Raw genomic sequence first — 19,385 nt, 5'->3', positions numbered from 1 at the left:
GCCTCAGAAGGTGACGCCAGCACAGAGAATGATATTCGCATACGGGGAGCACTCCCCGCTGCGAATAACCGCCTGGCTTGCTGCGGTGTGTTGTTTAAATGCTTCGTGCGTGGTGTAGCGCACTTCGATGGTATTTCCCTGGTGTTGTTGCAGCTGCTCAATATGGTTGAGCAACGCTTCGTGGAGCTGCGGATTATGCTGTTTGATTTCCGTAGCGAGAATGGCTGCCTCAACCTGCATCTCGGTGGTGACCACCTCAAGTACCTGCATAAACGAAGGTACGCCCTGGGTTAATGCCATATCGATGCGTTGCGTACTGTGGGGAACCGGCAACCCGGCGTCGCACACCACGAGCGTATCGGTATGCCCCAGACGGGAGATAACCGATGAGATTTCAGAGTTCAGTACAGATCCTTTCTTCATTTTTTCTGGCTCCACTAGCGAAACGTTTCGCTGAGGCCAGTGTATGCCGGATAGCGTTCATTTAACCATCACCACGTTAAAGATCTGTGATCGGCATCGAAACGTTTCGCTAACGGAAATTGAGAGGAAGAGAAGCAGGCCGGGTAAGCGAAGCGCCACCCGGCATATGGCAGGTTTAGATTTCTACTTGCGTACCCAGCTCAATAACCCGGTTGGGCGGGATCTCGAACTGGTCCGGGGCGCGCAGGGCGTTACGCTGCAGCACCAGGTAGAGCTTGCCGCGCAGGCGCAGATACCAGGGACGTTTGCCCACGATCAGCGACTCGTGAGACATAAAGAACGAGGTCTCCATCATACGACAGCTCAGCCCCTCCAGTCCGCAGCGGTGGAAGACCTCCTCCACGTTCGGCGTCTCGCGCCAGCCGTAGCTGGCTACCACGCGCCAGAAGGTCGGCGAAAGCTGCTCGATCTGTACCCGGCGGACGTTATGCACATAGGGTGCGTCCTCCGTGCGCAGGGTCAGCAGGATCACCCGCTCGTGCAGGACCTTGTTGTGCTTGAGGTTATGCAGCATCGCGAAAGGAATAACGTTCAGCGCCCGCGACATATAGACCGCCGTGCCCGGTACCCGCACCGGCGGGGATTTCTCCAGCGAGGCGATCATCGCCTCCAGAGAGTTACCGTGCTCGTGCATACGCCGCAGCAGGCGGAAGCGCTCGCTTTTCCACGTCGTCATAATCAGGAACATCACGAGGCCGAGACTCAGCGGCAGCCAGCCGCCAGAGAGCAGCTTGTCGAGGTTCGCCGAGAAGAGCGGAATGTCGATGCAGAGGAACGCCACCAGAATCAGCGCCACAAGGAACTTGTTCCAGTGCCAGTTTTTACGTGCCACGGTGGTGGAGAGAATAGAAGTAAGCACCATAGTGCCGGTCACCGCGATACCGTACGCCGCCGCCAGGTTGCTTGAACGCTCAAAGCTGACGATCACAATCACTACGGCAAAGTAGAGCAGCCAGTTAACAAAGGGAATGTAGATCTGGCCGGACTCCATCTCCGAGGTGTGAATAATGCGCATCGGCGACAGGTAGCCCAGACGCACCGCCTGACGCGTAAGCGAGAACACACCGGAGATCACCGCCTGGGAGGCAATAACCGTTGCCAGGGTGGCGATAAGCAGCATTGGGATCAGTGCCCACTCAGGGGCCAGCAGGAAGAACGGGTTCTTAATTGCCTCCGGGTTTTTCAGCAGCAGCGCGCCCTGGCCGAAGTAGTTCAGCGCCAGCGACGGCAGCACCAGGCTAAACCACGCCAGGCGGATCGGCAGCTTGCCGAAGTGCCCCATGTCGGCATACAGCGCCTCTACGCCGGTGATCGACAGCACCACCGCACCCAGCGCCACGAACGACACGGCTTTATATTCGAGGAAGAAGTGCACCGCCCACATCGGATTCAGCGCCTGCAACACCTCCGGATTAGCGATAATCCCGCGCAGGCCCAGCACGGCCAGGATGATAAACCACGCCAGCATAATTGGCGCAAACAGCTTACCCACCAGCCCGGTGCCGTGTTTCTGGATCATAAACAGCAGCGTCAGCACCATGATGGACAACGGTACCACCCAACTATCTAGCGAGGGCGCAATAATCTCCAGCCCCTCGATAGCCGACATCACCGAGATCGCAGGCGTGATCACCACTTCGCCATAGAAGAAGCTGCCGCCAATCAACCCCATGATCACCAGTACCGAAGTCATTCGCGCCGAGGTGTTGCGCCCCGCCAGCGACATCAGGGTCAAAATCCCCCCTTCTCCGGCGTTATCGGCCCGCATCACGAAGGTCAGGTACTTAATCGAAACAACAAAAATCAGCAGCCAGAAGATGAGTGACAGAAAGCCAAACACCGCGTCGCGTTCGACGCCAAAACCAAACTGACCGGACAAACATTCACGAAGAGTATAAAGCGGGCTGGTTCCGATATCACCGTAGACAACCCCAATTGCTGCGAGGGTTACCGCAGACAATGATTGCTTATTATCAGTGCTCATAGACTAATCTTTTGTATGGATGACAAGTGTGCGCTTAGTCCCTTGGCCCACAAAAGCGCACAGTATGCATGATTCTTCAATAAATCGAAGCCTTAAATGCGCGAGGGTTATCCTGACGCAAAGAATGTGAAGGCATTATTCCGTCTATTACAAGCCCTTGTTGAAACGTATACTCACTTTTGTCCACCGACAGCGGCGAAAGGATGCAGAACAATTATGGCTCACTCACATTTATTAGCAGAAAGAATTTCCCGTCTCAGCAGCGCGCTGGAAAAAGGCCTGTATGAGCGTAGCCACGCTATCCGCCTGTGCCTGCTGGCCGCGTTAAGCGGGGAGAGCGTATTTCTTCTTGGCCCGCCCGGTATTGCTAAAAGCCTTATCGCCCGCCGGCTTAAATACGCCTTTCAGCACGCTCGCGCCTTTGAATACCTGATGACCCGCTTTTCGACACCGGAAGAGGTTTTTGGCCCGCTCTCTATTCAGGCGCTGAAAGATGAAGGGCGCTACGAGCGCCTGACAGCAGGTTATCTTCCGGAGGCGGAGATCGTCTTTCTGGATGAAATCTGGAAAGCCGGCCCCGCTATCCTGAACACCCTGCTGACTGCCATTAACGAACGGCGTTTTCGCAACGGGGCCAGCGAAGAGAAGATCCCGATGCGCCTGCTGGTGGCAGCCTCTAACGAGCTGCCGGAAGCCGACAGCAGCCTCGAGGCGCTTTACGACCGTATGCTGATCCGCCTCTGGCTGGATAAGGTTCAGGATAAGGGAAACTTCCGTTCAATGCTGGTCAGCCAGCAGGATGAGAACGATAACCCGGTTCCGGCCTCACTGCAGGTAACGGACGAGGAGTATCAGCAGTGGCAGCAGGAGATAGGCCATATCACCCTGCCTGACGCGGTGTTCGAGCTGATCTTTATGCTGCGTCAGCAGCTGGATAACCTTCCCAACGCCCCCTATGTCTCTGACCGACGCTGGAAAAAGGCCATCCGCCTGCTGCAGGCCAGCGCCTTTTTCTGCGGGCGCGATGCGGTCTCACCCATCGATCTTATCCTGCTGAAAGATTGCCTGTGGCATGACGCCCAGAGTCGGGAGCTGCTCGCCCAGCAGGTCGACATATTGATGACCGGACACGCCTGGCAGCAGCAGGCCATGCTGGTCCAGCTGGGCGCCATTGCCCAACGGCGTATCCAGCTCCAGCAGCAGCAGAGCGATAAGACCGCCCTCAAAGTGCAGCGCCAGAGCGGTATGTTTAGCCGCCGCCCGCACTATGAGCTTCCCCCAGACATCAGCGACGATACGCTGACCCTGCTGCTTCAGCAGCCGCTTAAGCTGCACGATATGCAGGTCGTGCACATTACTCTCGAACGCGCCCCGCTGGAGCAATGGCTAATGAAAGGCGGCGAGATCCGCGGCAAGCTCAACGGGATTGGGTTTGCCCAGGTGCTTAATCTGGAAGTGGATGCCACCCTGCACCTGATCGTGCGCGATGTAAGTCTACAGGCCTCCCGGCTGGCGCTGCCCGGATCCTCTCAGGAGAGCGTACCAGAGGAGATCCGCCAGCAGCTTGAATCACTCGATAACACGTGGCACCAGCAGCACACCCGCTTCAGCGAACAGCAGAAGTGCCTGTTTATTCACAGCGACTGGTTAGGGCGCATTGAAGCCAGCCTGCAAGACGTCGGCGCGCAGATCAAACAGGCCCGGCAATGATCACCCTCGACACGCTGAATGTGATGCTGGCGGTGGGTGAAGAGGGGCTCATTGAAGAGCTGATTGTCGCCCTGCTGGCCTCACCGCAGCTGGCGGTGTTCTTTGAAAAGTTTCCCCGGCTCAGGCGCGCCATTACCGAGGACGTCCCCCGCTGGCGAGAGGCGCTAAGAAGCCGCCTAAAGGAGACGGCGGTTCCGCCGGAGCTGACCGAAGAGTTTCTCTGCTACCAGCAGACCCAGCTGCTGGCGACGCCGCAGTTTATTGCCCAGCTTCCGCAGATCCTCACCCTGCTCGCAAAGGTGCACTCGCCCTATGCCGAACAGGCCAGCCAGCTGATCGCCGATAATCCAACCCTTACTCCCGCGCTGCACACGCTGTTTTTACAGCGCTGGCGATTAAGCCTGGTGGTGCAGGCAACCACGCTCAACCATCAACTGCTGGAGGAGGAGCGCGAGCAGCTCTTAAGCGAGGTTCAGGAGCGCATGAAGCTGAGCGGTCAGCTTGAGTCGGTGCTGATCGAAAATGAAAACGCAGCCGGACGGCTGTGGGACATGAGCGCCGGGCAGCTAAAACGCGGTGACTATCAGCTCATCGTCCGCTACGGCGACTTCCTTGCCGAGCAGCCGGAGCTGAAACAGCTGGCCGAACAGCTTGGCCGCTCCCGGGAGGCAAAATCGGTACCGAAAAAAGATTCGCCGATGGAGACCTTCCGCACGCTGGTACGCGAGCCAGCGTCGGTGCCAGAGCAGGTAGATGGCCTCCAGCAGAGCGATGATATTCTGCGCCTGCTGCCGCCCGAGCTTGCGACCCTCGGCATTACCGAGCTGGAGTATGAGTTCTACCGTCGGCTGGTGGAGAAGCAGCTTCTCACCTACCGCCTGCACGGTGAAGCCTGGCGGGAGAAGATCACCCAGCGCCCGGTGGTGCATCAAAGCGTTGATGAACAGCCGCGCGGGCCGTTTATTATCTGTGTCGATACCTCTGGCTCGATGGGCGGTTTTAACGAACAGTGTGCGAAGGCGTTCTGCCTGGCGCTAATGCGGGTGGCGCTGGCGGATAACCGGCGCTGCTATATCATGCTGTTTTCCAGCGAGGTGGTACGCTATGAGCTGTCGGGATCGCAAGGGCTAGAGGAGGCGATCCGCTTCCTGAGCCAGCGCTTTCGCGGCGGAACCGATCTCGCCAGCTGCTTTCGCGCCGTGATTGAGCGGATGCAGGGCGGTGAGTGGGCGGATGCCGACGCGGTGGTGATCTCAGACTTTATCGCCCAACGCCTGCCTGACGAGGTGGTGAATCAGATCAAAATGCTACAGCAGGTGCATCAGCATCGCTTTCACGCGGTAGCGATGTCTGCTCACGGCAAGCCAGGGATCATGCGTATTTTCGATCATATCTGGCGCTTTGACACCGGTATGCGCAGCCGTCTGCTGCGTCGCTGGAAGCGTTAATCTCAACCCAATAGTGAACAATAACGGCTGAACATTATGGAAAGTTACCAGATCGACAACCTCGACCGGGGCATTCTGGAGGCGCTGATGGCCAATGCCCGCACGGCCTATGCTGAACTGGCGAAGCAGTTTGGCGTCAGCCCTGGCACCATCCACGTCCGCGTAGAGAAGATGAAACAGGCGGGCATCATCACTGGCGCGCGCATTGACGTCAGTCCGAAACAGCTCGGCTACGACGTCTGCTGCTTTATCGGCATCATTCTCAAGAGTGCCAAGGACTACCCGTCGGCGCTGGCCAAGCTGGAGAGTCTGGAGGAGGTCACCGAGGCCTACTACACCACCGGCCACTACAGCATCTTCATTAAGGTCATGTGCCGCTCGATCGACGCCCTCCAGCAGGTACTTATCAACAAGATCCAAACAATTGATGAGATCCAGTCCACCGAGACGCTGATCTCCCTGCAGAACCCGATCATGCGTACCATCCGCCCCTAGCCGGGAAAAATAATCACCACATTTTCCACAGGTAGATCCCAGCTGATTCACAGCGTACAATACCGCTCTTATTCATCGGAGCGGATCATCATGGCAGACATTACTCTCATCAGCGGCAGTACGCTGGGCGGCGCGGAATACGTTGCAGAACATCTGGCTGAGAAGCTGGAAGATGCCGGTTTCTCTACCAGCACGCTGCATGGGCCTCTGCTTGAGGATCTTCCCACCGATGGCGTATGGCTGCTGATCTCCTCTACCCATGGCGCAGGGGATCTGCCTGACAACATTCTGCCTTTATATGAAGAGTTGCAGGAGCAGCAGCCGGATCTCTCCCAGGTTCGCTTTGGTGCGGTGGGTCTCGGTAGCCGTGAGTACGATACTTTCTGTGGTGCCATTGAGAAGCTGGAAGAGGTATTGAAAGGCTGCCAGGCAAAACAGATCGGCGAAACGCTAAGGATCAACGTCCTCGAACATGAGATTCCGGAGGATCCGGCGGAAATTTGGCTGGGATCGTGGATCAATTTACTGAAAGAAGTGTAAAGATCGTGCGATCAGTTGTGGGTAACTCTGGTTAAAAGCATTGATCAACCGGTAGTTATCCACTGTATAAGGTTTGTTTAAAGTTTCACCTGTGCATAACACGCCATTTTGATCCCAGCTTATACGGTGTGGGATCACCGATCTTTCACAGCAAACGATCCTCAATAACGCGTTGATCTTAATGGGAGGATCCGCCTTATCCACAGGAGAGGGCGATCCTAATAAGAGATCATAATAAAACAGATCTTAAATAAAAAAGATCTTCTTTTTAATAGTCAGGATCCCGGCACTTTCTCGATGGGCTAAAGTTGAGTAGAATCCACGGCCCGGACCCCAATCCACTTTCTAACCGCTCTGTGCGAGGCAAATCACCATGTTTTATCAGGATCCTTTTGACGTCATCATCATTGGCGGGGGTCATGCAGGTACCGAGGCTGCAATGGCCGCTGCACGTATGGGTCAGCAGACCCTCCTTCTGACACACAATATCGATACGCTAGGACAGATGTCCTGCAACCCGGCTATTGGCGGTATTGGGAAAGGACACCTGGTAAAAGAAGTGGACGCGCTGGGCGGGCTGATGGGCACCGCAATCGACCATGCAGGCATTCAGTTTAGGATACTAAACGCGAGCAAAGGTCCCGCCGTACGGGCGACCCGTGCTCAGGCGGATCGTGTGCTCTATCGCCAGGCGGTACGCACCGCGCTGGAGAACCAGCCGAACCTGATGATCTTCCAGCAGGCAGTTGAGGATCTGATCGTCGAAAACGATCGTGTGGTGGGTGCAGTGACCCAGATGGGTCTCAAATTCCGGGCGAAGTCGGTGGTGCTGACGGTGGGGACCTTCCTCGACGGCAAAATCCATATCGGGCTGGATAACTACAGCGGTGGCCGGGCGGGCGATCCGCCGTCCATTTCACTCTCGCGCCGCCTGCGTGAACTGCCGCTGCGGGTAAACCGTCTGAAAACCGGTACGCCGCCGCGTATTGACGCCCGTACCATCGACTTCAGCGTTCTCGCCCAGCAGCATGGCGATAACCCGCTGCCGGTCTTCTCGTTCATGGGTAGCGTTGACCAGCACCCGCGTCAGGTGCCGTGCTATATCACCTACACCAACGAGAAAACACATGACGTGATCCGCAATAACCTCGATCGCAGCCCGATGTACGCTGGCGTGATCGAAGGGATCGGGCCACGCTACTGTCCGTCGATCGAAGACAAGGTGATGCGCTTTGCCGATCGTAACCAGCACCAGATCTTCCTGGAGCCGGAAGGGCTGACCTCAAACGAAATTTATCCGAACGGCATCTCTACCAGCCTGCCGTTCGACGTACAGATGCAGATCGTCCGTTCCATGCAGGGGATGGAGAACGCGAAGATTGTGCGTCCGGGCTATGCCATCGAGTATGACTTCTTCGATCCGCGTGACCTGAAGCCGACGCTGGAGAGCAAATTTATCCAGGGCCTGTTCTTTGCCGGACAGATCAACGGCACCACCGGCTACGAAGAGGCCGCTGCGCAGGGGCTGCTGGCGGGTCTTAACGCCGCCCGCTTCTCTGCCGAGAAAGAGGGCTGGGCACCGCGCCGCGACCAGGCCTACCTTGGCGTGTTGGTAGACGATCTCTGCACTCTGGGCACCAAAGAGCCGTACCGCATGTTTACTTCCCGTGCAGAGTACCGTCTGATGCTGCGTGAAGATAACGCCGACCTGCGTCTGACGGCCGCTGGCCGCGAGCTGGGTCTGGTAGACGACCAGCGTTGGGCACGCTTTAACGAGAAGCTGGAGCGTATTGAGCGTGAGCGTCAACGCCTGAAGGATATTTGGGTGCACCCGCACTCTGAGCAGGTTGACGAAGTGAACGCTATCCTCAGCGCGCCGCTGTCACGCGAAGCCAACGGTGAAGATCTGCTGCGTCGTCCGGAGATGACTTACAGCGGCATGGTGAACCTCTCGCCGTTTGCGCCAGGCCTTGACGATCCGCAGGCCGCTGAGCAGGTCGAGATCCAGGTCAAATACGAAGGCTACATCGCCCGCCAGCAGGATGAGATTGAAAAGCAGCTGCGTAACGAAAGCGCTATCCTGCCAGCGACCCTGGACTACCGTCAGGTGAGCGGCCTCTCCAACGAGGTGATCGCCAAACTTAACGATCACAAACCGTCGTCTATTGGTCAGGCGTCGCGCATCTCAGGCATTACCCCTGCGGCCATCTCCATTCTGCTGGTCTGGCTGAAAAAACAGGGTATGCTGCGCCGCAGCGCCTGATGTCAACTTTCGGCGGGTGGCGCTTCGCTAACCCGCCCTACGAATTTGTAGGCCCGGTAAGCGCAGCGCCACACCGGGCAATTCAATTTTAGACAGGTAACTACCGTGCTCAACAAACTCTCTCGTCTGCTCAACGATGCAGGCATTTCGCTCACCGATCACCAGAAACAGCAGCTGGTGGCCTATGTCGATATGCTCCACAAATGGAACAAGGCGTACAACCTCACCTCGGTACGCGATCCGAACGAGATGCTGATTCGCCACATTCTGGACAGCGTGGTGGTTGCGCCTCACCTGACGGGAACCCGCTTTATCGACGTAGGAACAGGGCCTGGCCTGCCTGGCGTGCCGTTGGCCATCGTTCTGCCCCAGGCGCACTTCACGCTGCTGGACAGCCTTGGCAAGCGTGTTCGCTTCCTGCGTCAGGTGCAGCATGAGCTGAAGATTGACAACATCGCGCCGGTGCAGAGCCGCGTAGAGGAATTTCCGGCCGAGCCGCCGTTCGATGGCGTGATCAGCCGCGCCTTTGCCTCGCTCACTGATATGGTTAGCTGGTGTCATCACCTGCCGGCAGGGGAGGGGCGTTTTTACGCCTTGAAAGGCCAGCTGCCTGACGATGAGATTGCTCAGCTGCCGTCTGGGTTCAGCGTGGAGTCGGTGGTAAAACTGCGCGTTCCGCAGCTGGAAGGAGAACGTCATTTGGTGATCGTTAAGGCAAACTCGCTTTAATTTTTATCAAAAAATAGCTATTTTCCGCTGTAGAGAATCTGTTAAAAAAAGCGAAACAAAGCAGCGGAAGATTTTTCAAGATTTAACCTTGATTTTACTGTGACTTTTCCAGTTGTTAACCTGCTATTTTGCTTAACCGTGAAAATAGTCAACAGGGAAAGTATCAGGCTGCTAAAAATCAGCAAAATAAATTTTACAGAGATGTTAAATGTTTATTAAGAATGTCAATAAAAGGTTTTTATTGTATATCGTGCTTTTTTAGAAAGAGTGGATAAGATTCAGCAAAAATATCAAAAAGATGAGTCAACTTAATTTCTTAGCACGAATAATATGTTCTGAGCGCAAATGTTCAATTTGTGATCTGATGCACGCTTTAACATCAGTGTTGGCGCGCAATACCCAAATTTGCACTAGCGCTCACAGTTTGTCAGAAAGTGAAAAAATAGCCCTCGGGAAATTTATTTAAACATTTATTCACCTTTTTGCTACTTATTGTTTGAAATCACGGGGCCGCACCGTATAATTTGCTCGCTTTTTGATGCTTGACTCTGAGCCGTAAAGAACGTTTTATACGACACGCGACATACCTCGAAGTGAGCAGGAGTAAAAACGTGATGTCTTTGTCGCTCTTGAGTAGAAACGTTGCTCGTAAGCTTCTGTTCATTCAGTTTCTGGCTGTGATAGTAAGTGGATTACTGTTTAGCCTCAAAGACCCCTTCTGGGGCGTCTCCGCATTATGCGGTGGACTGGCAGTCGTGCTGCCAAATATGTTGTTTATGATTTTTGCCTGGCGTCATCAGGCGCATACACCTGCTAAAGGCCGCATGGCCTGGTCCTTCGCCTTCGGTGAAGCGTTCAAGGTGTTGGCAACCTTCGTGTTGCTGGTGGTGGCGCTGGCGGTTTTGAAGGCGGTTTTTTTGCCGCTGATCGTGACGTGGGTTTCGGTGCTGGTTGTACAGATACTGGCACCCGCTGTAATTAACAACAAAGGGTAAGAGGCATCATGTCTGCAGGAGAAATCTCAACACCGCAGGACTACATCGGTCACCATCTGAACAACCTTCAGATTGACCTGCGTACGTTCTCGCTGGTGGATCCGCATAACCCCCCGGCCACATTTTGGACGCTGAACATCGACTCCATGTTCTTCTCGGTGGTTCTGGGCCTGTTGTTCCTGATGGTGTTCCGTGGCGTTGCCAAAAAGGCAACCAGCGGCGTCCCAGGAAAATTCCAGACGGCGATTGAGCTGGTCATTGGTTTTGTCCACGGTAGCGTGAAAGACATGTACCACGGCAAGAGCAAGGTGATCGCGCCGCTGGCCCTGACGATTTTCGTCTGGGTATTCCTGATGAACCTGATGGATCTGCTGCCTATCGACTTCCTGCCGTGGATTGGCGAGCACGTTCTCGGCCTGCCGGCACTGCGCGTGGTTCCGTCTGCGGACGTGAACATCACCCTGTCGATGGCGCTGGGCGTATTTATCCTCATTCTGTTCTACAGCATCAAAATGAAAGGCATTGGCGGCTTCACGAAAGAGCTGACGCTGCAGCCGTTCAACCACTGGGCATTTATTCCTGTCAACTTAATCCTTGAAGGGGTAAGCCTGCTGTCTAAACCGGTTTCGCTCGGTCTGCGACTGTTCGGCAACATGTATGCCGGTGAGTTGATTTTCATTCTGATTGCTGGTCTGTTGCCGTGGTGGTCACAGTGGATCCTGAATGTGCCGTGGGCCATTTTCCACATCCTGATCATTACGCTGCAAGCCTTCATCTTCATGGTTCTGACGATCGTCTATCTGTCGATGGCGTCTGAAGAGCACTGATTTTTTTACCAACACTACTACGTTTTAACTGAAACAAACTGGAGACTGTCATGGAAAACCTGAATATGGATCTGCTGTACATGGCTGCCGCTGTGATGATGGGTCTGGCGGCAATCGGTGCTGCGATCGGTATCGGCATCCTCGGAGGTAAATTCCTGGAAGGCGCAGCGCGTCAACCGGATCTGATCCCTCTGCTGCGTACTCAGTTCTTTATCGTTATGGGTCTGGTGGATGCTATCCCAATGATCGCTGTAGGTCTGGGTCTGTACGTGATGTTTGCTGTCGCGTAGTAAGCGTTGCTTGATTTTTACGGGCAATATCAGAACGTTAACTAGATAAGAGGCATTGTGCTGTGAATCTTAACGCAACAATCCTCGGCCAGGCCATCGCGTTTGTCCTTTTCGTTCTGTTCTGCATGAAGTATGTATGGCCGCCGTTGATTGCTGCCATCGAAAAACGTCAAAAAGAGATTGCTGACGGTCTTGCTTCTGCTGAACGAGCTAAAAAGGATCTGGACCTTGCACAGGCCAACGCGACCGACCAGCTGAAAAAGGCGAAAGCGGAAGCCCAGGTAATCATTGAGCAGGCGAACAAACGCCGTGCCCAGATCCTGGACGAAGCCAAAACCGAAGCAGAGCAGGAACGTACTAAAATCGTGGCGCAGGCGCAGGCAGAAATTGATGCCGAACGTAAGCGCGCTCGCGAAGAGCTGCGTAAGCAGGTTGCGGTCCTGGCTGTTGCTGGCGCCGAGAAGATCATCGAACGTTCCGTGGATGAAGCTGCTAACAGCGACATCGTGGACAAACTTGTCGCTGAACTGTAAGGAGGGAGGGGCTGATGTCTGAATTTGTTACGGTAGCTCGCCCCTACGCCAAAGCAGCTTTTGACTTTGCCGTCGAACACCAGAGTGTAGAGCGCTGGCAGGATATGCTGGCGTTTGCCGCCGAGGTGACAAAAAACGAACAAATGGCAGAGCTTCTCTCCGGTGCGATAGCACCGGAAGCGCTCGCTAAGTCGTTTATCGCAGTATGTGGAGAGCAGCTGGACGCCAACGGCCAGAACCTGATTAAGGTGATGGCAGAGAACGGTCGTCTGAATGCGCTCCCTGATGTTCTTGAGCAGTTTATTCAATTGCGTGCAGCCAGCGAGGCTACCGCTGAGGTTGAAGTCACCTCGGCAACCGCACTGAGTGAAGAACAGCTTTCGAAAATCAGCGTCGCGATGGAAAAACGTCTGTCACGCAAAGTGAAGCTGAATTGCAAAATCGATAAGTCTGTGATGGCAGGCGTTATCATCCGTGCGGGTGATATGGTCATTGATGGCAGCGTACGCGGCCGTCTTGAACGCCTCGCAGACGTCTTGCAGTCTTAAGGGGACTGGAGCATGCAACTGAATTCCACCGAAATCAGCGAACTGATCAAGCAGCGCATTGCTCAGTTCAATGTTGTGAGTGAAGCTCACAACGAAGGTACTATTGTTTCTGTAAGTGACGGTGTTATCCGTATCCACGGTCTTGCTGACTGTATGCAGGGTGAGATGATCTCCCTGCCGGGTAACCGTTACGCTATCGCACTGAACCTGGAGCGCGACTCCGTAGGTGCAGTTGTGATGGGTCCGTACGCTGACCTCGCCGAAGGCACCAAGGTTAAGTGTACCGGCCGTATTCTGGAAGTGCCGGTCGGCCGTGGCCTGCTGGGCCGCGTGGTAAACACCCTGGGTGCGCCAATCGACGGTAAAGGTCCGGTAGAACACGATGGCTTCTCGCCTATCGAAGTTATCGCACCGGGCGTAATCGAACGTCAGTCCGTCGACCAGCCGGTTCAGACCGGTTATAAGTCTGTTGACGCCATGATCCCAATCGGCCGTGGCCAGCGTGAGCTGATCATCGGTGACCGTCAGACCGGTAAAACCGCGATGGCAATCGATGCGATCATCAACCAGCGTGACTCCGGCATCAAGTGCGTGTACGTGGCTATCGGCCAGAAAGCGTCCACCATTGCTAACGTAGTGCGTAAGCTGGAAGAGCACGGTGCGCTGTCCAACACTATCGTTGTGGTGGCTACCGCCTCTGAATCCGCTGCGCTGCAGTATCTCTCTCCGTATGCTGGCTGTGCGATGGGCGAATACTTCCGTGACCGCGGTGAAGATGCACTGATCGTGTACGATGACCTGTCCAAACAGGCCGTTGCTTACCGTCAGGTCTCCCTGCTGCTGCGTCGTCCGCCAGGACGTGAAGCATTCCCGGGCGACGTGTTCTATCTCCACTCCCGTCTGCTGGAGCGCGCATCCCGCGTAAACGCTGAGTACGTTGAGAACTTCACCAAAGGTGAAGTAAAAGGTAAAACCGGCTCTCTGACCGCGCTGCCGATCATCGAAACCCAGGCGGGTGACGTTTCTGCGTTCGTTCCGACCAACGTAATCTCGATTACCGACGGTCAGATCTTCCTGGAAACCAACCTGTTTAACTCCGGTATTCGTCCGGCGGTTAACCCGGGTATCTCTGTATCCCGTGTGGGTGGTGCTGCTCAGACCAAGATCATCAAGAAACTGTCCGGTGGTATCCGTACCGCGCTGGCACAGTATCGTGAACTGGCTGCGTTCTCTCAGTTCGCATCCGATCTGGATGAAGCAACCCGTAAACAGCTGAGCCACGGTCAGAAAGTGACCGAGCTGCTGAAGCAGAAACAGTACGCTCCAATGTCTGTTGCGCAGCAGGGTCTGGTGCTGTTCGCGGCTGAACGCGGTTACCTCGAAGATGTGGAACTGGCGAAAATCGGTAGCTTCGAAGCCGCTCTGCTGGCTTACGTTGACCGTGACCACGCTCCGCTGATGCAAGAGATCAACCAGTCCGGTGGCTATAACGACGAAATCGAAGGCAAGCTGAAAGGCATCCTCGATTCCTTCAAAGCAACCCAGTCCTGGTAACGTCTGGCGGTCTGTCTTAGGGCAGACCGCAAGGCATTGAGGAGAAGCTCATGGCCGGCGCAAAAGAGATACGTAGTAAGATCGCAAGCGTCCAGAACACGCAGAAGATCACTAAAGCGATGGAGATGGTCGCCGCTTCCAAAATGCGTAAATCGCAGGACAGAATGGCAGCCAGCCGTCCTTATGCAGACACCATGCGCAAAGTGATTGGTCACCTTGCACACGGTAATCTGGAATATAAGCACCCTTACCTGGAAGAACGCGACGTTAAGCGCGTGGGCTACCTGGTGGTGTCTACCGACCGTGGTCTGTGCGGTGGTTTGAACATTAACCTGTTCAAAAAACTGCTGGCGGATATGAAAGCGTGGTCCGACAAGGGCGTTCAGAGCGAACTCGCGATGATCGGCTCGAAAGGCGTCTCGTTCTTCAACTCCGTAGGCGGCAACGTTGTCGCTCAGGTAACCGGCATGGGGGATAACCCTTCCCTGTCCGAACTGATCGGCCCGGTAAAAGTGATGTTGCAGGCCTACGACGAAGGTCGTCTGGACAAGCTTTACATCGTCAGTAACAAATTTATCAACACCATGTCCCAGTCTCCGACCATCACCCAGCTGCTGCCGCTGCCGGCATCAGAGGATGACGATCTGAAACATAAAGCATGGGATTACCTGTACGAGCCCGATCCGAAAGCGCTGCTGGATACCCTGCTGCGTCGTTACGTCGAGTCACAGGTGTATCAGGGTGTTGTAGAAAACCTGGCCAGCGAGCAGGCCGCGCGTATGGTGGCGATGAAAGCCGCAACCGATAACGGCGGTAGCCTGATTAAAGAGTTGCAGTTGGTTTACAACAAAGCTCGTCAGGCCAGCATAACTCAGGAACTCACCGAAATCGTCGGTGGCGCGTCTGCGGTTTAACCAGGTTTAGGAAATTCGTAGAGGATTCAAGATGGCTACTGGAAAAGTTGTCCAGGTAATCGGCGCCGTGGTGGACGTCGAGTTCCCGCAGGACGCCGTACCGAACGTGTACGACGCCCTCGAAGTGACAAATGGTAATGAGCGTCTGGTGCTGGAAGTTCAGCAGCAGCTCGGCGGCGGTATCGTACGTACCATCGCTATGGGTTCTTCTGACGGTCTGCGTCGTGGTCTGGAAGTTCAGGATCTCGAGCACCCGATCGAAGTGCCGGTAGGTAAAGCGACCCTGGGTCGTATCATGAACGTACTGGGTCAGCCGATCGATATGAAAGGCGACATCGGTGAAGAAGAGCGTTGGGCTATCCACCGTGCAGCACCGTCCTATGAAGAGCTCTCCAGCTCTCAGGAACTGCTGGAAACCGGTATCAAGGTTATCGACCTGATGTGTCCGTTCGCCAAAGGCGGTAAAGTCGGCCTGTTCGGCGGCGCGGGCGTAGGTAAAACCGTAAACATGATGGAGCTGATCCGTAACATCGCGATCGAGCACTCCGGTTACTCCGTGTTTGCAGGCGTGGGTGAGCGTACTCGTGAGGGTAACGACTTCTACCACGAGATGACCGATTCCAACGTTCTGGACAAAGTATCCCTGGTGTACGGCCAGATGAACGAGCCGCCGGGAAACCGTCTGCGCGTTGCACTGACCGGCCTGACCATGGCTGAGAAGTTCCGTGACGAAGGTCGTGACGTTCTGCTGTTCGTTGACAACATCTATCGTTACACCCTGGCCGGTACGGAAGTATCCGCACTGCTGGGCCGTATGCCTTCAGCGGTAGGCTACCAGCCGACGCTGGCGGAAGAGATGGGCGTTCTGCAGGAGCGTATCACCTCCACCAAAACCGGTTCTATCACCTCTGTACAGGCGGTATACGTACCTGCGGATGACTTGACTGACCCCTCTCCAGCCACCACCTTTGCGCACCTTGACGCAACCGTGGTACTGAGCCGTCAGATCGCATCTCTGGGTATCTACCCGGCCGTTGACCCGCTGGACTCTACCAGCCGTCAGCTGGATCCGCTGGTAGTTGGCCAGGAGCACTACGACACCGCGCGTGGCGTACAGTCTATCCTGCAGCGTTACCAGGAGCTGAAAGACATCATCGCCATCCTGGGTATGGATGAGCTGTCTGAAGAAGACAAACTGGTGGTAGCACGCGCACGTAAGATCCAGCGCTTCCTGTCCCAGCCGTTCTTCGTGGCAGAAGTGTTTACCGGTTCTCCGGGCAAATACGTCTCCCTGAAAGACACTATCCGTGGCTTTAAAGGCATTATGGAAGGCGAGTACGATCACCTGCCGGAGCAGGCGTTCTACATGGTGGGTTCCATCGACGAAGCCGTGGAAAAAGCCAAAAAACTTTAACGCCTTAATCGGAGGGTGATATGGCAATGACTTACCACCTGGACGTGGTCAGCGCAGAGCAACAGATGTTCTCTGGTCTGGTCGAGAAAATCCAGGTAACGGGTAGCGAAGGTGAACTGGGGATTTTCCCGGGTCACGCCCCGCTGCTCACCGCCATTAAGCCTGGTATGATCCGCATCGTGAAACAGCACGGTCATGAAGAGTTTATCTACCTGTCTGGTGGCGTACTTGAAGTACAGCCAGGCACCGTGACCGTACTGGCTGATACTGCGATTCGTGGCCAGGATCTCGACGAAGCGCGAGCCCTGGAGTCGAAGCGTAAAGCAGAAGAGCACATTAAGAGCTCGCACGGCGACGTGGATTACGCTCAGGCGTCTGCGGAGCTGGCCAAAGCTATTGCGAAACTGCGCGTTATCGAGTTGACCAAAAAAGCGATGTAACACCGGCTTGAACGTACGAAGCCAGTCTGGTCTCCAGGCTGGCTTTTTTTATGCCTGTGCGTTGGCTTCGTGGGTTATTGAAAAGGTGTTTTATCTTTTTTGTGACTTTAATCACAAAAATGTTGATCGATTAATCAACGCGGCGTAGACTTATTTTTGTGAAGTAAGTCACATTAATAAATCCATCGACCGGGAAAACATCATGAAACTGATTAACAAAATCATCGCTTTCTTCAATAACATGAACGTTTCTTTTGGTACGTTTAATCTGTAGTCACGCCTGATACCGCCGATTAGAACCACCACCGCTGGCGGTGTGAACAGAACATAACAAGGGCTGCCTGACGGGCGGCCTTTGTGTTTTATGTGGCTCAACCAATGTTGTTCAACCAATATCGCCCGATCGACCTGGATTCTCCTCTTCGGGATCCCCTTATACTCACCCTCAATTTACGCCGAAGCGGCAGCTGGTTTACTGCGCCCTCTTTATTCAGGCAACGAAAGAAACATAAAAACATCGGCATAGCGAGTACATGGGCAGCAATATGTACGCTTTATGCAGCAATTCGTTTTATGATGGGCCAAAATAAGGGGAGCAACGCGAATAAAAGATGCAAAACGCACATTTTATACGCACCCCATTTCACGTTGAAAAAAATGTAGTAATTTCAACAGTAAACGGTAAAAATTCTTCTTCAAATCAGAGTCAGGACGCGTATGTTGAACAATAGCATGAGCGTGGTGATCCTTGCCGCTGGCAAGGGAACCCGCATGTATTCGGATCTTCCTAAAGTGCTTCATACTCTCGCCGGGAAAGCGATGGTACAGCATGTCATTGATGCCGCGAATAATCTCGGCGCACGTCACGTTCACCTGGTCTACGGCCACGGCGGGGATCTGCTTAAGCAGACGCTGCGTGACGATAACCTGAACTGGGTGCTGCAAGCGGAACAGCTGGGTACGGGCCATGCTATGCAGCAGGCTGCCCCGGGCTTTGCCGATGACGAAGATATCCTCATGCTCTACGGTGACGTACCGTTGATCTCCGTTGAGACTCTGCAGCGCCTGCGCGATGCCAAGCCGCAGGGCGGCATTGGGCTGTTAACGGTCAATCTTGACGATCCCACCGGCTATGGCCGCATCACCCGCCAGGACGGGAAGGTCACCGGCATCGTTGAGCATAAAGATGCGACCCCTGAACAGCATAAGATTCAGGAGATCAATACGGGCATCTTAATTGCCAACGGTGCGGATCTGAAGCGCTGGCTGAGCAAGCTCACCAATGATAATGCGCAGGGTGAGTACTACATCACCGATATTATCGAACTGGCCTACTTCGAAGGGCGTGAGATCGCCGCGGTGCATCCGCAGCGTCTGAGCGAAGTTGAGGGCGTGAACAACCGTCTGCAGCTTTCTCGTCTGGAGCGTGTCTATCAGTCCGAGCAGGCAGAAAAGCTGCTGCTGGCTGGTGTGATGCTGCGCGATCCGGCACGTTTTGACCTGCGCGGTACCCTGAGCCACGGCCGTGATATCGAGATCGACACCAACGTTATTCTGGAAGGCAACGTCACGCTGGGCAACCGGGTCAAAATCGGCGCGGGCTGCGTGATCAAAAACAGTGTTATCGGCGACGACTGCGAAATCAGCCCTTACAGCGTGGTTGAAGATGCGACCCTGGAAGCCGCCTGCACCATCGGTCCGTTTGCTCGTCTGCGCCCTGGCGCAGAGCTGCTGGCCGGCGCGCACGTCGGTAACTTCGTCGAAATGAAGAAGGCGCGGCTGGGCAAAGGCTCGAAGGCAGGCCATCTCACCTATTTGGGCGACGCGGAGATTGGCGACAACGTTAACATCGGGGCCGGTACCATTACCTGCAACTACGACGGTGCCAACAAGCATAAAACCATTATCGGCGACGACGTTTTTGTCGGCTCCGATTCACAGTTTATCGCTCCAGTGAGCGTAGCCAGCGGCGTCACTATTGCTGCGGGTACCACGGTAACCCGTGATGTTGCCGAGGACGAGCTGGTAATCAGCCGAGTGAAACAGACCCATATCAAGGGCTGGAAACGTCCGGTCAAGAAGAAGTAAACCATTTTGTAGCCGGCCTGGCGTTCGCGTCGTCCGGCATACAGGGATGAGGCGGTCAATATAGATCGCCCGCCCACCAGCAGTAGCTATAAAAATAACCCCACTCTCTACAAGGCTCGGGGCGCCCGGA

Annotated in this window: 18 protein-coding genes; 16 read left to right on the top strand and 2 right to left on the bottom strand. The window is 54.9% G+C overall.

Annotation, left to right across the window (positions count from 1 at the left end; all coding sequences use genetic code 11):
• Positions 1-3: 3 nt before the first annotated feature.
• Positions 4-423, bottom strand: coding sequence for a D-ribose pyranase (gene rbsD, locus WFN61_RS18825; RefSeq protein WP_144819420.1), 420 nt, complete (start codon positions 421-423; stop codon positions 4-6).
• Between the two features lie 175 nt (positions 424-598).
• A complete protein-coding gene (gene kup / locus WFN61_RS18820; protein ID WP_144818253.1) occupies positions 599-2,467 on the bottom strand; it encodes a low affinity potassium transporter Kup in 1,869 nt (622 codons plus the stop codon).
• A gap of 216 nt (positions 2,468-2,683) precedes the next feature.
• Here kup and ravA point away from each other — a divergent pair, with 216 nt between their 5' ends.
• The 16 genes from ravA (at position 2,684) to glmU (ending at position 19,255) form a co-directional block, all read left to right on the top strand.
• Positions 2,684-4,177: an ATPase RavA gene (gene ravA / locus WFN61_RS18815; RefSeq protein ID WP_144818254.1), complete on the top strand. Its 1,494-nt coding sequence runs from the start codon at positions 2,684-2,686 to the stop codon at positions 4,175-4,177.
• Positions 4,174-5,625 carry an ATPase RavA stimulator ViaA gene (viaA, locus tag WFN61_RS18810; RefSeq protein WP_337039087.1) on the top strand — a complete coding sequence of 484 codons (1,452 nt, stop codon included), beginning with the start codon at positions 4,174-4,176 and terminating at the stop codon, positions 5,623-5,625. Before ravA ends, viaA begins: the two co-directional genes overlap by 4 nt.
• A 36-nt stretch (positions 5,626-5,661) precedes the next feature.
• Positions 5,662-6,120: a transcriptional regulator AsnC gene (asnC, locus tag WFN61_RS18805; RefSeq protein ID WP_042393528.1), complete on the top strand. Its 459-nt coding sequence runs from the start codon at positions 5,662-5,664 to the stop codon at positions 6,118-6,120.
• Positions 6,121-6,210: 90 nt separating this feature from the next.
• The gene (gene mioC / locus WFN61_RS18800; protein WP_144818256.1) at positions 6,211-6,660 is read left to right on the top strand and encodes an FMN-binding protein MioC; all 450 of its coding nucleotides are present in this window, start codon (positions 6,211-6,213) and stop codon (positions 6,658-6,660) included.
• 373 nt (positions 6,661-7,033) lie between these two features.
• Entirely contained in the window at positions 7,034-8,923 is a 1,890-nt protein-coding gene (gene mnmG, locus WFN61_RS18795) for a tRNA uridine-5-carboxymethylaminomethyl(34) synthesis enzyme MnmG (protein WP_144818257.1), read from the top strand.
• A gap of 105 nt (positions 8,924-9,028) precedes the next feature.
• The gene (rsmG, locus tag WFN61_RS18790; protein ID WP_144818258.1) at positions 9,029-9,652 is read left to right on the top strand and encodes a 16S rRNA (guanine(527)-N(7))-methyltransferase RsmG; all 624 of its coding nucleotides are present in this window, start codon (positions 9,029-9,031) and stop codon (positions 9,650-9,652) included.
• Between the two features lie 614 nt (positions 9,653-10,266).
• Entirely contained in the window at positions 10,267-10,647 is a 381-nt protein-coding gene (atpI, locus tag WFN61_RS18785; protein WP_042393520.1) for a F0F1 ATP synthase subunit I, read from the top strand.
• 8 nt (positions 10,648-10,655) lie between these two features.
• Complete coding sequence (atpB, locus tag WFN61_RS18780) at positions 10,656-11,474, top strand: F0F1 ATP synthase subunit A (RefSeq protein ID WP_257758858.1); 819 nt, start codon at positions 10,656-10,658, stop codon at positions 11,472-11,474.
• Positions 11,475-11,524: 50 nt separating this feature from the next.
• A complete protein-coding gene (atpE, locus tag WFN61_RS18775) occupies positions 11,525-11,764 on the top strand; it encodes a F0F1 ATP synthase subunit C (protein WP_000429386.1) in 240 nt (79 codons plus the stop codon).
• Between the two features lie 62 nt (positions 11,765-11,826).
• Positions 11,827-12,297 (top strand): F0F1 ATP synthase subunit B, encoded by a 471-nt coding sequence (gene atpF, locus WFN61_RS18770; RefSeq protein ID WP_042393514.1) that lies wholly within the window; start codon positions 11,827-11,829, stop codon positions 12,295-12,297.
• A gap of 14 nt (positions 12,298-12,311) precedes the next feature.
• On the top strand, positions 12,312-12,845 hold the full coding sequence (gene atpH / locus WFN61_RS18765; protein ID WP_042393511.1) for a F0F1 ATP synthase subunit delta: 534 nt from the start codon (positions 12,312-12,314) through the stop codon (positions 12,843-12,845).
• A gap of 12 nt (positions 12,846-12,857) precedes the next feature.
• On the top strand, positions 12,858-14,399 hold the full coding sequence (atpA, locus tag WFN61_RS18760) for a F0F1 ATP synthase subunit alpha (protein WP_042393509.1): 1,542 nt from the start codon (positions 12,858-12,860) through the stop codon (positions 14,397-14,399).
• Positions 14,400-14,449: 50 nt separating this feature from the next.
• A complete protein-coding gene (gene atpG / locus WFN61_RS18755; RefSeq protein WP_042393507.1) occupies positions 14,450-15,313 on the top strand; it encodes a F0F1 ATP synthase subunit gamma in 864 nt (287 codons plus the stop codon).
• A gap of 31 nt (positions 15,314-15,344) precedes the next feature.
• Complete coding sequence (atpD, locus tag WFN61_RS18750; protein WP_042393505.1) at positions 15,345-16,727, top strand: F0F1 ATP synthase subunit beta; 1,383 nt, start codon at positions 15,345-15,347, stop codon at positions 16,725-16,727.
• A 20-nt stretch (positions 16,728-16,747) separates the two neighbouring features.
• On the top strand, positions 16,748-17,167 hold the full coding sequence (locus tag WFN61_RS18745; RefSeq protein ID WP_042393503.1) for a F0F1 ATP synthase subunit epsilon: 420 nt from the start codon (positions 16,748-16,750) through the stop codon (positions 17,165-17,167).
• A 717-nt stretch (positions 17,168-17,884) separates the two neighbouring features.
• Positions 17,885-19,255, top strand: a complete 1,371-nt coding sequence (gene glmU / locus WFN61_RS18740; protein ID WP_337039081.1) for a bifunctional UDP-N-acetylglucosamine diphosphorylase/glucosamine-1-phosphate N-acetyltransferase GlmU — start codon at positions 17,885-17,887, stop codon at positions 19,253-19,255.
• Positions 19,256-19,385 lie beyond the last annotated feature (130 nt).

The organism is Pseudescherichia sp. AS216, assembly GCF_037152055.1.
Lineage (GTDB): Bacteria > Pseudomonadota > Gammaproteobacteria > Enterobacterales > Enterobacteriaceae > Pseudescherichia.
The sequence above is the reverse complement of the archived record's forward strand: the minus strand, read 5'-3'. Positions and strand labels throughout refer to the sequence as shown.